Raw genomic sequence first — 15,247 nt, forward strand, 5'->3', positions numbered from 1 at the left:
TCCAGGAGTAGGGACATCTTAATTGGCTTTATCAGGGTGGCAAAGGTAGGGGCCCTGAATCCCCCGATACATCAAAAAAATTAAGAAAACAGTGTTGTTTTTTATCTGTTAAGTTGATTAATACTGTAAATTTAAAATAAAAATCAACATATTATATAGTTGAAAATAGTTTAGTAACTTGAGCTTTGGTTGAATAATTCTAATTATTTACAATGTAAGTTCTTATTTTATCTATTTAGATAAAGCTGATATTGTTTATACATATTTATAACATAGAAACATATATTATAGACGATTAAGCCTACTTAAGAAGGGATTTTTGTTATCTAAGTTAAATTAAGAGTGAATGTCTATTTTTTCGATAAAAATAAGTGAAATACACAATTTGATAACATAATTAAGAATTATATTCTGATTTTTGTGTGTATTTAAGATTTTATTTCTTTTTTGGTCTGTTTGGTTGGTTAATGTTTTTTTGACCTTTTGATTTATTTTTTAAGTGTCATGTAATATTAATTATTTTATATCAGTTATTTATTGATTTTTTATCTTTGTAAATATTTTAATACGATCTTTTTATCCGGTGAAATAATGCCTTGGTGATATGTATTTTACCTGTTTGACTTAATTTAAATACAGTCAGCATAGTTTAGTTTTATTATAGATAATGTTGGTTTTATATTGTGATGTAACATTGCGTAAATAGTAAATAATGATTGATGATATTTTTCTGGGATTATTATTTGAGAAATAGTAATCTGAAATATCTTATATGTTTTAACTAATGATGTTATATTCATTCTTTCATTGAAAATATGTGAATCAATAATTCTCTTGTTGTGCTTTCGCTTTTTCCGCCAATTGTGGAAAATCGAATGCAATCCAATAAGTTACTGGTACAGGAAGATCTTTCATTTGTCGGCTAGGCCACAATTGTAATTCGGCCAATTCAGATAATCTGTAGCCAATATATTGTTGTGGCAGGGTGAGCCTAAGTGGAAATTGCTGTTCTGTCGGCACCATATTAGGTGTGCGATCACTGTGAGTATGGAAATCGCGTTGAAGGATTAAGCGTTTATCAGGTATACGGCGTTTGCTGTCCCACCAGATACCATCAACCTGCTCAAACATTTTCCGCGTTTCATCAGGGGATAAGGCTTCCAGTTCACGCAGTGCTGGAGGCAGAATGGCTTGCATTGATAGACGGTATTGTCTCATTGACGGCACTTGTCCTGCCAGTATCAAAGAGAGGGAAAGACGAGCGCCTAATAGATTAGAGTAGAGATCTTCAGGAGAGAACGCAGACACTTTTTCAGAAAATCCCGGTACAGACTGATAGCCATACCATTGGGCGATTTCATGCCATGCAGCAAGTTCAAAAGCCAATTTTACCGCGAGATAAGCAGTTAGGGTATAACGTTGTTCTATCTCTGCTGGTGGTGTGAATTGATAGAACTGGATACGGCGTGATGCTAATTCGTTGCTGAGTTCTATTTGCCACTCTTCTCCAAGACGAGGCCAGATTTGACTGAATAGAAAAACCGCATTATCAGCGGTATCCCGTACATGGGAAATATCAATGAATCCGCCCCGGCGGGTATATATCATCCCTACTTTTTCATTACTGAGTCCTGTTAATGAAGCAACGGTACCAAAAAAACTGTTGTTATAATTATGTGCCCCAAGATTATCGGCATCCAACACATTACTTATGTGGTAAAAAGGGACTGGAATGGTCAGTAATTCAGTTTTTAAATTATAGCCAAAAGCGCAGCAAGCTCTTAATCCTTCGGGAGAGGGAATCGGAGCAAGAACCGGCCATGCGCGGGTTGCTTCGGCGGTTGTTTCACTATTTAAGTCAGGTTGTACTGGTGCGATTGAAGAGAAAGTTCCCTGGCATCCTGCAATTAACGTTAAAGTAGCAATCCATAAACGCAATTTCAAAACGCCTCTCCTACCTGAAAATAAAATCCATTGCTTTTTTTACCGACGCCAAAGTCTAGTCTGACGTTCATTTTAGGTTTAAATTCAAAACGATAGCCAGCGCCAACTGTGGGTAACCAGTTTTTTGAGCCAATATCTTCTGCGTAATGACTTAGGGTGCCAGCCCCAGCCCATAAGACGAATCCGTGCCGCCAGTCCAATTTGCGCCGATATTCTAATTGAGTGTTGATAACATTTTTGTCCCGGTATCTACCTTCATAATATCCACGCATCCGGTTGCCATTACCTAACATTGACAGCATATTCCAGGGTGCTTGGCCGTCAGTGAAACGACCATAACTATCGAATGCCAGTACAGATTTCTCATCTAATTGATAATAGGTGCTGTATTGCATATCCACGGTGTTAAACCGACGGTCACTGCCTAATGCCGGGGAAAAATGGGTGTAAGTAATACCAAGCACTTGTCCTTGATGAGCATTAGGCAGAAAATCCCGTGTGTCATAGCTGAAATAGGCACTGACGCCTGAACTCAATATGGACTGTCCATCGTTTTCTGCTGCGAAAAGTTTTTTAGCACCGTTATCGGGATCTTTGGCGTGTAATGATGAAAAATGCCAGCCGGCGCCTAAATAGGTAGAATCAGCAACGCGATAGAGGATTCTGGGTTGCAAGCGCAATTCCTGTGAGCGATATTTTTCTTTGCGATCATCTACCTTGCCTGCTTGATATCCCGTTCCCCAGTAATAAGTGGGAACGTTGTTCAATGTACCGGAAAGAAAAAAACGCCATTGGTCATCAGTAAAGAAATTGTAGTTATCAAATGTGAAGCCAAAGGCGCCGGTTGAAGAGGCAAATCCATTCAGGGAAAGAGAAGAGATTTGGCTGGTATGATCGTTATCATCTGGCCGATAGAGACCGACGACAGCAACACCGATACCGGCACTTAATTCTGGAGTATAAAAAGGGCCGGGTAAAACGCCCCAGTCAATCGCTTTACTGCTGTCATAGGTATTACTGCCACCTAATTTTTCCAGCCAGCCATCGATTTTTTCCCTGCTAAGTAGTGCTTCACTATATGAGAAATCAGAAATAAAAAGGCTGACTAAAGCCAGCCCATGTAAAGTACAGCGGATATTCATTTAAAAACGGAACTCTCCTGAAATATAACAGCTGTTACGTTTGTTAAAGCCAACTTCAGTCAGTAGATTGAAGTGGCGGGTGACTTCTAGCCTTGCACCAACAGTATTATTCCAGCGAGATGCAATATGCTGTTTTACTTTGAATTTCATACTATCATAATCGTCGAATGCACTGACTAGTTTGTCAAACATGGGGGGTAAATCCAGATTACTAATATTGCCTTTAAATTCCTGGGTAATTTTCTGGTACATACCGCCGGTCCATACTTGCAATTTGGTATTTCCTTGGCCTGGGATGATTGGCTGGAATATAAACTCATAACCAACACGTGGTGTAACAACCAGAGCGCTGATTTTACCATTCAGAATGTCCAGATTAGTGTAGGTATAGTTGGTATCAAGCGTACCGAAAAACTGATCGTAACCCCCTGCCAGAGTTAAACCGCCACCGTAGGTTTTACCTTTAAAGTCCAGTCCAAAGGGAATATCTTTCATTTCCTCAATAGTCTGACCAAGAAAACTGATTCCCTCAATGTTGGTTTTCGATGTGCCTTTTGTCCAGCCATAAACGCCATAAACATTCAGAAAAGGCAGAACCCAAGCATCCAGCTTGAGCATATGTGATTCATTCTTTCCTCTGGTTTTGCCTGTCTGGATACCCAGTGCGTCTTCAAAGCCTGGGGTGTCCGGTATAATGATTTTAATATCGTCTACAATGATATTTTGTCGCATATTCATATAACCGTAACTGGCGCCAAAAGGCTCCGGTAGGTCATAACCTTTAGCTCTAGCTTCATCACCCCAAATCGGAAGTATCCGTGATTCTTGCTTATTTGGTTTTCTGGATAAACTACCATCAGCAGTCGTTTGGCTTCTTCCGGATTGGCTGATAGAGAGAGAAAGAATTGGGTGATCATCAGCATAGCTATAAGGGATTGCCAGGCATGATGAAATAACGGCTAACTTACTAATATCAGAAAATTTCGTATCAAAAAATTTCATAATAGGAAGCTCGGCTTTGCGGGTAAGAAAATTTAAGGTTGTTAGATACGTCCCATCGTAATATTCAAAGCGCAACAGACCCGGCAAACTATCATAAGTTTTATTGATAATAAGTATCATAAAGTGCTGAAAAGTATAATTTTACTGTTCATCTAATGAACTATTTTGGTTTTCCTCGGCAGAGATAAAAGGATCATGGTTATTACTCCACCGATTAATCCCCAGAATGCAGCGCCTACGCCAAGTAACGTCACACCGGAAGCGGTGATCAAAAATGTGATTACTGCTGCGTCCCGCTGCTTTTCATTCTGTAGTGCTTGTAGCAAGCTGCCAGAAATTGTTCCAAGCAATGCTAATCCGGCGATAATATGAATAAGCGCCGCCGGTAGGGCGCTGAATAACATACTGATTGAACCACCGAACAGGCCCGCTATCAGGTAAAACACGCCTGCTACGGCAGCGGCCATATAACGGCGATTTGGGTCGGCATGAATTTCCGGGCTCATACAAATTGCGGCCGTAATGGCGGCAATACAGACGGAAAAACCACCAAAAGGTGACAAGATCAGTGAAATGAGCGCAGTCCAGCTTATCAGTGACGAAATAGAAACCGGATATCCTGAGGCTTTTAGTGTGGCGATGCCGGGCGCGTTTTGGGATGCCATTGTGACGATGAAAAATGGAATACCGACACTCAACAATGAAGAGAGTGTGAAACTGGGTGTAATAAATTCGGGGGTGATAAACGCGGTTGTAGATTGTTGTTCAAAGTGAATATCTCCCTGTAAAGCGGCGATAATCAGCCCTGATAATAGTGTTAAGATGATGGCATAGCGGGATAAATATCTGCGTGCCAGAAGATAAGCCAAACACATTCCAGCAGTCAGTACGAAGTTGACCGAAAATGAAGAAAAAGCATCCAAGCCAAAGCGTAATAGAATACCGGCTAACATGGCTGCGGAAAGTGTCTGTGGAATATAGTTCATTAATCGAGCAAACAGGCCGGTAATACCGCACAGCAAGATCAGTGCTGAAGCAAAGATAAAGATACCAATGGCTTCGTTGATTGATGTTCCAGGTAGCGTTGTCGCCAGTAGCGCGGCACCCGGTGTTGACCATGCGGTAAGGACGGGGGTGCGGTAATAAAGCGATAGCCCTAGGGAGCTGATACCCATCCCAAGCCCTAGCATACTCAGCCAGCCGCCGATCTGTAGGGTGGTGGCGCCGGCAGCTTCCGCAGCCTGAAAGATAATTGCCGCTGAACTGGTATATCCAACTAAAACAGCGACAAATCCAGCGATGATTGCCGGAAAAGAGAGGTCACGCAGAGAAATTGCATGGCGCATGGTGGTCTCCATTTAAATTATTTTGGTTAAAAGTATCTGAATTTGGCTATAATTTAGTTAACTATCAGCGTAAAACAGATTTATCGGTAATGAACTTCCTTGTACAAACTTTGATGATGACAATGTAACGGTAGAATCTGCCAGAATTTCAAGTAATTTACTGTGATCAGAAAAGTAAGGATCGTAAAGGTAAGGATCGCAACGGCAAATAAGTCATGATGAATTTCATTCGAAAAATTTGAAGCTAAAAATAACTATATTCTATAATTAATTCTTATAATTATATGGAGCCTGCCAAATGGAAAACTATGTTCGCCCTGTTTTGACGTTACCGGATAATGCGGAACGATTATTATTGCACTCTTGCTGTGCTCCTTGCTCTGGTGAAGTGATGGAAGCGCTACATGCCTCTGGAATTGATTACACCGTTTTTTTCTATAATCCGAATATTCATCCAAAACGGGAATATTTAATTCGCAAAGAAGAGAACATTCGCTTTGCGGAGCAACACAATGTGCCATTTGTGGATGCGGATTATGACAGCGATAACTGGTTTGAACGTGCTAAAGGCATGGAATTGGAGCCAGAAAGAGGTGTTCGCTGCACCATGTGTTTTGATATGCGTTTTGAGCGTACTGCTTTGTATGCTTATGAAAATAATTTCAGTGTTATTTCAAGCTCGTTGGGCATTTCTCGTTGGAAAAACATGCAGCAGATAAATGATTGCGGAAAACGAGCGGCAAGTCAGTATCCTGGAGTTCAATACTGGGATTACAACTGGCGTAAGCAAGGTGGTTCAGCCCGGATGATCGAAATCAGTAAACGGGAAAGATTTTATCAGCAGGAATATTGTGGTTGTATCTATTCATTGCGTGACACGAATAAACACCGTAAATCTCAGGGACGGGATATCATCAGGATTGGTGTTAAATATTATGGTGATGAAGATACCGAAGGCGCTTGTTAAGCTTTTCGTGATAGCTTGTTGAGGGGGGATTTTCCCCCCTGAATTTACAGTTATGATGCTGCCAAACTTGTGCCATAACGATTGCGGCACATTAGTTGCAGCATATTAGTGGCGTCAGTCTGGGAAACTCAATGAGTCTTCTTGGCTTCTTTGCTCGCTGCTTTCTGGTGTGAGTGTTGTTTAGGTGCGGTTTTATCGGATTTCTTCCCTGCTTTGGTATTTTCCACATGGGAAGAGGTAGCCTTGGTATCCGAAGATTGGGCTACGGGGGTGCTAGGTGCAGCCAATACTGCGCCAGAGAATAACAGTGATAATACAGTTATAGATAAGCCTAAACGTGTCATGATAATTTTCCTGTGTTTTAACTTTAGTTTCACTTGCTGGAATACATTTTGAGCGACTAAGTAAGCTACTTGCTATTCCAGATCTGTCTTAACGCCCAGATTTGTCTTAACGCTTAGTGAGTATACGAGCTTGATCATTAATTCGGCAATTTAAGATAATGTCTTTTTATAGGTTTTTATAATTCGTTGAAGAATCGTTGAAGTTTTTGGGCATAATTTGCCTGATAACAGAGAGTGTTTATTTAAAGCGATAGGTTCTCTATTGACATGTATACTCCAGGTTTTGTGCGTTGTTCATGTTAACTGTTCATTCATAAGCAGCTTTGCACAAGCTATAATTAATTATTATTGCCAGTCTGCTTGCACATTATTTATAACTTATAGCCTATAGGAAATAATCATGTTTTAATGAAATAAACGTAGTCTATTTATATTTTTGCTGAAATACGTTATTTGTTTAATACTAAGTCTGTTTATTAAAATAATGCTTTTTAAGACTTGGTTTATATATTAGGTAGGAATTGAAAACTAATATAATGGTAATCGGTATTCAATTGTGGAAGGAAATAATTATCTCTAAAGCGTTACACCTGTAGTAATTAATTAACATAAGTATAATCTAGTGGAATTATCATATATACCCGTCATCTTTCAAATTGCCTCTTTGTTGGCTGAACTCGCTCACCCCGGCCACATAGTTATCTATGCTTCCAGGGATTTGTTCCCTTGCTGTCGCGATCCATCTTGAAATCCATAGGGTACAATAATATTGTCTTTTATTTAGATAGATTAGAAAGAAATATTATTACAACTAATTTCTATGTGTTTTGTGGAAAATGGTGAAAACTACACTATTATGGAATTGATGCATTGAAATAATTAATGCCAATATAACAGTTTAGTAACTACATCACAGTCTATAATAACAGACTGAACATATTAACGCTCTATTAGGGAAAAACTTATACCATTCATGATGAAAAGGCAATGAGGGGTCATGATAACTCATTGGCTATAGTCGGAAAAGTAATGTTAACCAAGTGGAGATAGATATATGTCTAAATACAAATTAAACCGATATTTATTAGCAAGTTCTGTATTATGTTTTTTCATATCAGGAAATATTATTGCTGCCAACCCTAAAATATCTGCATATTATCTTAGTGGACCTGCTGCGCAGGTTGATACTCAAGAATATTATGCCAGCCTTGATAACTTTAAAAAATTAAGTAGAGATATTTCTAAGAACAAGAGTAACTTTAATATATTGGTATTATCTTTTGTCCAGCCTAGTTTTGTTAACTATGAAAAAAGTAGCCTGAAATGTTCAGGATTGTTTGGTTATACCTGTACTTCTGGTCAAAGTATTAGCACCCAAGAAGCTGAAAATGCCAGGGCCGATTTTGTGGCATTGAAAGGTGTTATCGCTGATTTAAAATCTCATGGAGTGAGTACTTATATTGCGGTAGGTGGATGGAACTTTAGTTGTTATCCGAAAATTTATGATATAACCGCCGGCAAAAAAGATGCTTGTGGTAATGAACCCGGTGCGGTTTATGATATCTTCCCTAATCCCCTGACCAAAATTCCTCGATTTGACAGTACTATTACGGGCAAGGAAGCAGATAAGGCATATAGAAATATTGTCAATTTGGCGGCTGATTTGGGAGTCGAGGGAATTGATGTTGATTATGAAGAATTCTGGCATGCCGATATTAATGCAAAAAGTTGGAAATTAACCCCTGATTCAATCAAGGTTCCCCCTAATAACAGTGAAACTTTTATTACATCAACTTTAATAGCTAAGGGACTCGGCGGTTATGTTTATGATGCGTCAATGAAGATTGTCCCTGGCGCAGAAAAAATTCCCCGTGCAATGCCGGTAACCGTGGATAAATTCGCTGCTATTTTAAAATCTTTTTACACTTCAATTAATGCGGTTAAACCATCACTTAAGCTAAGTACCGCAGGCCCTGCAACGGGAAGTATCCCGAATATGTCCGCTAACTGGGGAACTAACGCGAGAAATAGTGATATTTATGGTGGTGCCTGGTGGGGAGGAAATCTCTATGGTTTGATTTATAATACTGCGCTGAGTTATCCTGATTTGATCAATCGACTCAGTTATATTGGTGTGATGACCTATGATTTAAGTGAAAAAGATTGCGGATTTATTGGCGGAGGTGAAACATATATTCCTTGTGACCTTCCTGGACAGGTTAAGTATTATTATGGTCAATATATTAACTGGCTTAAATCAGGCAATGAAGTTGTTACCTTTCATGTCAAACTGAAAGGAGCACGTAATTATGCTCAGGCATCAGTTCAACCGCAAAAATTATTGGTTTTGCCGCCTATTACGGTTGGATTTGAAGTGGGTAAACCTGCAACCGGTAATTTGCCGCTCACGAAGGCAGCTCTCAATAGCATATTAGATGGTACGATCAAATATGGTAAAACGGGCCTTATAATGTGGGATCTATTTAAAAATGAACGTTATGATGGTAATAACTGGAAAGATGAGTGGGCAACACCTAATGATCTTTTGTCTACGGCTTGCAAGAAAATAGGACTGACAGGAAAGCATTATAATTGCGATAGCTCTGTCCCGACACCTGATCCTGTTTCGGCTTTTACCAAGAAAGAACATTGATGTTGATATTTAATCTTTAATTCTGTGAGTATGCAGGTTTCTTTGAAAGGCGACCTGCATTATTAAAGAGAGCGGTGGAACTGACCGGAAATGCTGAATTTTCATAGTTGATTGGATATTGCCCCGCAACGTATTGCGGGGCAACGGATAAAACTATGGGGTTCTTGATGCTGTATCGTTTTCATCCTCGCTGACAATAAACCACGGGGTGTACAGTTTTTCTCGCAAATATTTCTTAGCAGTAATGACTTTGTATTCCCGCCCCAGTGGATCATAAAGGTGGGTATCGGCAAACAGATCATCTCGTGCGCTGTCATCACTAACGTAGCGCCAATCATTTAGAAAATAGGGTTGATAAGTACGCACAGGTTGGCCTTTGTCATCATATTCTGTGCGACCGGAAACGGCCCATCGGGTATCTGTAGCCGCACTGACCAGAACGCCATTTGCATCCACGACCAGCCCACCATCCTCTTTACGTTGCCAGGCATCACCGGGCTCATGACGGGCTGAACTCTGGAGTAACCGGCCAAAACCGTCACTAAAACTCACCGTTTGTTGGTGCTGCTGTTGCGGATCGTTATCGTAGCGATCAGTGGCGATCCCCAGTATATGCGGTGGTAAACGGGGAATACTTGCCAATAACGAGATGAGTTGAATCGTCAGGTTTTGATGACCTGCTCCCCGTTTCCCGCTCAGCGCACACACTTTCCCATCTTCGGTAACCATATGAGCGGCACGCAGTTGCGTCCATAGCGCTTCTGCCTCTTCTTGTGACTGAGAAAGCTGAGACAAAGATAACGATGGCATCCAGCTATCAACGGCATAGACTAAACATTGGGCAACGGGGAGTGCGCCGGTTAATGCCAGCGCTTTATCTACGGTGTCCGGTGGTGTGAAGGGCTGGTTGGAATAGCCTGCGGCTTGTCCTGCTTCTGTGCCCCAGAACCGGCTGGTGGTCACGCGACCTAACGCGTCCAGGGTCACAATATGTTGATTATCATTAATATCTGTTAGTTGTACCGGTGTAAGGAAACGATAATCGTAATGGGCTTGCGTCGTTAATCCAGCGGCATCCTGAGTCTGTATTATTACACAATGATAGGTATCCCAAGTCAGTGTGGTTTTCCCTGTCAGCAACGAGTTACGTTGAGCCTGAGGCCGCCAGAACTGTGCGGCGTCACCGTAATCGGTATAACCTTGCCGCGCCACCCATACCGGGCTTTCTGAGCCGGTATTAAACAACCGCTCGACTTGCTGATAACCGGCCTGTGTCAGTGCGGTATTTAATTCCTGCTCTTCGATCACCCCTTCATAAGCTTTTAATGAAGTGTCATCCATCATAGCGGTTTCTTGGAACGCCACTAGCGCCTGTAACGTGGGCTTTTCTAATGCGGCTTCCGCTTGACCGGCGGTGTAAAACGTCCGTTGTTGTCCCAGATAAACGGCCGCTTTTTCATCTGCTAGCAGGCCATCGGCTTTCAGCAAGACTTCAAGGGAGATACCTTCGGCTGGGATTTTGGTCCGGTCGTAAGTATAAACATCCTGGCGTTGTGCGTTTGGTAAACTTAATCGCCAGTTTTCCCCGTCAGTCAGGTGATGCCAGCTATTTTTTTGTCTCACCAGACGTAATAGTTGTTGTTGATCATCATAGCTGCTGTCAAATAGCGTTTCCGGTAGGGTAGGCGGGTAGGGATTCACTGCTGGTTTTTCGCGGCGCGGCCAGGCAATATCGACACTTTGCAGTGATTGACCAAAGATATCGTGTTGCAACTTGATACTTTGGCTGAACTGTGGATCAGTGATGATACGTTCATAGTGGTAGCTGCGATTTTCAATAGCGGTCACCCAGGCGGATAATTCAGTTTCTTTATCTACGGGAATAGAGCGTACCTGATAGCGCGATTCACTGACGGTATAAGGCACAGTTTGTTTATCCGTTCCGTCCAGACCGTAGAGCTCGGTGCGTAGCAGTTGGCCTTTAAGTGCTCGCGTCAGCCAGTTACGTTGTGTCTCATTGGGGGTAAATGCTTGGTCTGTCTGATTGGTGCTATCCCAGACGGTATAACGGGTTTCAAATCCGCTATAAGCCTGAGTGTCTGCCTGCCAATATTCTGTGGCTAATTGGCTGTCTACTTGATCCATGCCGGTGGTAAACCAGCTAATACTCAGTGACGGTGCCGCCTGTTCGGGGGCGGTGCCGTGAGAAAACGTTGTGGTATCAGTCTGTTTGATGCAGCCAAATCCTCTGAATTCCCGCTCTTTACCATCCCAGACGCCGTGGCTGTAGCTGACTTCGCTGGTGAGCCGGTTGCCGCTGATTTCATCCTGAATTTCGGTATACCATAGCAAATGCATTGGAAACGGCAGATAACAAGCCGGGGATTTGCCTGCTTTGGTGAGCTGTAATTTCTCATCCAACCAGAATTGCGCGGAACTGCGATAATGTAGCGTGTGATGTGCGCCCCGGTTATTGTTCATCACATTCAACAACCAGGGTTTGGTCAGTGACAGGTCACAGCGCCAGTGATGTGGCGCGATATGTGGCACAGTTAGAATCAGGCTTGCTATCCCTAATCCCTGAATATCAGCGACTTGAAGTTGGCAAGTGTTGTCAAATTGTACGCCTTCTGGCAACGCTAATGTCAGCGGGGCATCAAACTGATTACCACTTTGGTTGAGATAAATGAGCAAAGAGCCGGATTGTGCATAGATAAGGTCGGTGGTGCCGGAGCCGTCGATATCCGCCAAAAATAGCTGTTCGGGATTGAAGCTATTTTCGGGCTGGCTGAATCCCGGCAGGGTTAGTGGTTGACCAAAACGGCCATGTCCCAGATTAGGCCAACAGGTGACGCGATTAGCCTTGATTTCCACCAGATGTTGTTGACCGGAACCGAGCATATCACTGAAAGCCACCAGTTTGCGGGCGTCGCTCCCTGTGACAGGTAGGGTGATACCTGTGGATTGGGGGACATCTTCTCCTTTACGCCAGCCGTTTCGCTGGTTGGCATATAGACGCACGCTTTTCGGCCCGATCAACACTAAATCAGATAAGCCTGCCCCGGTAAGGTCAGCGAACTGGATGTTTGGATGAAAATATTCCACGGGCAAGGCATTGATTGGCGTAAAGTGCGTCCATTTTCCATCGGGTTGTTGGCTATGGTATCCGCGAATACCGGAGGCGGTAACAACCCAATCCAGTTGGCCGTCTCCGTTGATATCCATCAATGAGGCATTATCCTGCAAATTGGGTAGGGTAGGCAGTGGGGCGATTTTGTCGTAAGTGACGGCATTACTATCTCCGTCTTCCTGACGTTGCGGAGCTTTATACCACCAGGCGCTGCGATCCTGGTACAGCATACCCGGTAGCCCTTCTCCCCGCAGATCAACCAGTTGATAACGTTGCTGCGAGTTAAAATTATCTAGTGCGTCAAAACGTTGCCATGTCGGCATCTTCTCCAGATCAAACCGTTGCCAGGCTAGTTCCAGTGGCGGCTGGGTGACTGGGCTGCCGTCCGGTTCATGGCTTAATTGACGGAGGGTAATCAACGTGGTGACGCTGGCGTTTTTGTCATATTCCAGTATTAAGCGTCCAACCAATTCCGGGGCGTCATTGGCGCCGGTTTCTCCGGCCATGAGTGCGGCGCGGTGAAACATCAGCACTTGTTGACATAAGCGGCGAGTACGCACTTCAAAACCATATTCATAGCGAGAGAAGATATCCGGGCGTACAGACCATTGCGCCGTACCTGTATCCCATGTCGGTACGGTATGAAGTGAGGTATCGCGCTCACCGTGGTCAAAGACCAGATGAAACAGCCACTCTTCCGGTGCGGGAGGTGTGTTATCCAGTACGAACAGGCTGGTTTGTGGTTTGATGTTACCGTAGTTCACCTGTACCAGATAGCGCTGTGCGATAGCATTGGGATGCGCTGTTTTTTCATTGTCGTCACAATGGGCTTCATCTTCGGCTCGGTATTGATAGCTGACATGTTCACCGGTTGGCGTCACGGTTTCTTCCAGCAACCACTGAGCGATTTGTTGATCATTTTGCGGATTTGCCAGACAAGCCTGCGCGGTTTTTCCTAAGATGTGCAGTTGGCCGTCTGGTGACGATATCAGCCAGAAAGCGCGTCCTTCTTGACCGGAGGCAGGCTGCCAGTATTCGATTTTACTGAAATCCAGGATCTGGCGGGCTTGATAGCGGGTCACGGTATAGGAAATTGGCAAGGTAACGCCTTGCAGCGTCTTAACGTCCTGGCGGATATCAGGTTGCCCTTGGTCATTCAGGGCGATATTCATGACCTCGCCTTGTGGGGAGAGGAACGTATCGTCATTGCCGTATTGTGGAATGCCATGTTGGGTGCGTCGGCTAATGGTCGTGACACCGCATTGCCAGCCGATGCCGAAAGGCCCGTTACCTGCGCTGTTGCTGTAAATCAGCGATAATCCAGGAGCTGTCCCTCTGCCGGTTGAAAGGGGTAACGGCAGAGATAGGGATGCCATTCCATCAGGGCCGGCGGCATTCAGTGCTTCTCCCATGCCATTGATAGCACCGCCACCTTTGGGAAGTGACAGCGTTGTAATCGATACTTCTGGTGAATCCTGCATAAAGTACTCCTTAATAACAGGCCCCAGATAGGGGCCTGTAATCGACAAAGAAAAGAAATTTACGCGTCTCGAATGATGTAATTCAGATGCACAATGATGTCACTCAGATTCGCAACCAACTCGTGTTGCGCTCCCTCTTTACCGGCATGAAAAATATTGAGCTCCAATGTGCCGGTTGTTGCGTCTCGACCTTCAAAAGGCAGAAAACGGCTGTCGTTAAAGTCGGTAACAAACCGGCCTCCGTCATTCACACCGTGTGATAAGGCGGCGATTTCCGCACCCATTACCAGCGTAGCTTCAAGATCTTGATATGGCCCCAGAAGTGTTGGCAGGGTGACGGCGATACGTTTAATACGGCGTTTCTTCTCGTTACCTAGGTTGTAAGAGTTATCCAAGCCTAGCTGACTCAAGTCCAATGTCGCTTGGAAGATATCATTCGTCAGCGCCAGACCTACGCCGCCAGATGGAGATACCGTTTCCCCGTTAAGCACCTTATTGATATTTTCACTTAACGTCCCTGTGCCAAACAGGGTATCCAGCGACACGGTGCGGATGGCTTCCAGTCCGATACCACCACGTGCAAGCCAGATGGCATCCAGTTTCTGTAGTTCTGAACTTAAACCTTCCCCTGCCAACAGCCCTTGCCACAGATCATTCCACACCGGAACCTGGAATAAGCTGTCGCTCTCTTTCTCGCCTAACTCCTGTACTAATGCGGCTTTTGCCTGGAGACAGATTGGCAGAGTGGAATCATACATTTGGTAATAGAGCGCGGAGAGACGACCGGCCATCCAGTTATACAGTGCCTGCCCGGTAAAACGAGTGGTTTGCAGGTCATAAATCGCCTGAGCGTTCGCTTGTTCGGTTTCAGAGAGAGTGATCTGTTTTTGTGCCATTGTGATCTGCTCTTGCAAGCTTTGTATCTGGGCATCCAGTTGGGTTATTTCGTTATCAGCAATATCCCGTTGCAATGCCCATTCTTCCTGACGACGCTGATAACCGGCTGTCACTTCTGAAATGCCGGCGCTCTGATCTTGAATGCCGGCGCCAACTTGGGTTGCTTGTCCGGAGCCAATTAATGGCGCTCCCCATTCCGATCCACCGTTAGCCAGCCCGAAGACGTTAGGGACCGCATTGGCGATTCCGCCGGCAATCAGCAATCCCGTCGCGACGCCATTGGTGATCATGGCGGTGCTGCGCAGGGTCAGACCGGCGATTTCCGCCGCGGATAAACCGCC

General features: G+C 43.9%; 8 protein-coding genes and 1 pseudogene. 2 read left to right on the forward strand and 7 right to left on the reverse strand.

Features of this window, described 5'->3' with window-relative positions:
- Nucleotides 1-822: 822 nt before the first annotated feature.
- The 4 genes from Phpb_RS18165 to Phpb_RS18180 form a co-directional block, all read right to left on the reverse strand.
- On the reverse strand, nucleotides 823-1,944 hold the full coding sequence (locus Phpb_RS18165) for a DUF4056 domain-containing protein (protein ID WP_065391586.1): 1,122 nt from the start codon (nucleotides 1,942-1,944) through the stop codon (nucleotides 823-825).
- Nucleotides 1,941-3,086 carry a BamA/TamA family outer membrane protein gene (locus tag Phpb_RS18170; protein ID WP_065391587.1) on the reverse strand — a complete coding sequence of 382 codons (1,146 nt, stop codon included), beginning with the start codon at nucleotides 3,084-3,086 and terminating at the stop codon, nucleotides 1,941-1,943. Before Phpb_RS18170 ends, Phpb_RS18165 begins: the two co-directional genes overlap by 4 nt.
- Nucleotides 3,087-4,088 carry a hypothetical protein gene (locus tag Phpb_RS18175; protein WP_065391697.1) on the reverse strand — a complete coding sequence of 334 codons (1,002 nt, stop codon included), beginning with the start codon at nucleotides 4,086-4,088 and terminating at the stop codon, nucleotides 3,087-3,089.
- Between the two features lie 152 nt (nucleotides 4,089-4,240).
- Nucleotides 4,241-5,434: a benzoate/H(+) symporter BenE family transporter gene (locus Phpb_RS18180; protein WP_065391588.1), complete on the reverse strand. Its 1,194-nt coding sequence runs from the start codon at nucleotides 5,432-5,434 to the stop codon at nucleotides 4,241-4,243.
- A 298-nt stretch (nucleotides 5,435-5,732) separates the two neighbouring features.
- Here Phpb_RS18180 and Phpb_RS18185 point away from each other — a divergent pair, with 298 nt between their 5' ends.
- Complete coding sequence (locus Phpb_RS18185) at nucleotides 5,733-6,401, forward strand: epoxyqueuosine reductase QueH (protein WP_046396371.1); 669 nt, start codon at nucleotides 5,733-5,735, stop codon at nucleotides 6,399-6,401.
- 128 nt (nucleotides 6,402-6,529) lie between these two features.
- On the opposite strand, the gene Phpb_RS18190 is transcribed toward Phpb_RS18185, so the two are convergent.
- A complete protein-coding gene (locus Phpb_RS18190) occupies nucleotides 6,530-6,745 on the reverse strand; it encodes a hypothetical protein (RefSeq protein ID WP_065391589.1) in 216 nt (71 codons plus the stop codon).
- A gap of 1,054 nt (nucleotides 6,746-7,799) precedes the next feature.
- Here Phpb_RS18190 and Phpb_RS18195 point away from each other — a divergent pair.
- Nucleotides 7,800-9,398 carry a toxin gene (locus tag Phpb_RS18195; RefSeq protein WP_065391590.1) on the forward strand — a complete coding sequence of 533 codons (1,599 nt, stop codon included), beginning with the start codon at nucleotides 7,800-7,802 and terminating at the stop codon, nucleotides 9,396-9,398.
- 153 nt (nucleotides 9,399-9,551) lie between these two features.
- On the opposite strand, the gene tcaC is transcribed toward Phpb_RS18195, so the two are convergent.
- Both tcaC and tcaB read right to left on the reverse strand, forming a co-directional pair.
- Nucleotides 9,552-14,009, reverse strand: coding sequence for an insecticidal toxin complex protein TcaC (gene tcaC, locus Phpb_RS18200; protein WP_065391591.1), 4,458 nt, complete (start codon nucleotides 14,007-14,009; stop codon nucleotides 9,552-9,554).
- Between the two features lie 59 nt (nucleotides 14,010-14,068).
- Nucleotides 14,069-15,247, reverse strand: a pseudogene (tcaB, locus tag Phpb_RS27000) (insecticidal toxin complex protein TcaB); the annotation flags it as partial.

This window comes from Photorhabdus namnaonensis, assembly GCF_001684335.1.
GTDB lineage: Bacteria > Pseudomonadota > Gammaproteobacteria > Enterobacterales > Enterobacteriaceae > Photorhabdus > Photorhabdus namnaonensis.

Coding starts and splice junctions, on each gene's coding strand:
- Phpb_RS18170 (WP_065391587.1), bottom strand. CDS start 3,086: ATGAATATCCGCTGTACTTTACATGGGCTGGCTTTAGTCAGCCTTTTT.
- Phpb_RS18175 (WP_065391697.1), bottom strand. CDS start 4,088: ATGAAATTTTTTGATACGAAATTTTCTGATATTAGTAAGTTAGCCGTT.
- Phpb_RS18180 (WP_065391588.1), bottom strand. CDS start 5,434: ATGCGCCATGCAATTTCTCTGCGTGACCTCTCTTTTCCGGCAATCATC.
- Phpb_RS18185 (WP_046396371.1), top strand. CDS start 5,733: ATGGAAAACTATGTTCGCCCTGTTTTGACGTTACCGGATAATGCGGAA.
- Phpb_RS18190 (WP_065391589.1), bottom strand. CDS start 6,745: ATGACACGTTTAGGCTTATCTATAACTGTATTATCACTGTTATTCTCT.
- Phpb_RS18195 (WP_065391590.1), top strand. CDS start 7,800: ATGTCTAAATACAAATTAAACCGATATTTATTAGCAAGTTCTGTATTA.
- tcaC (WP_065391591.1), bottom strand. CDS start 14,009: ATGCAGGATTCACCAGAAGTATCGATTACAACGCTGTCACTTCCCAAA.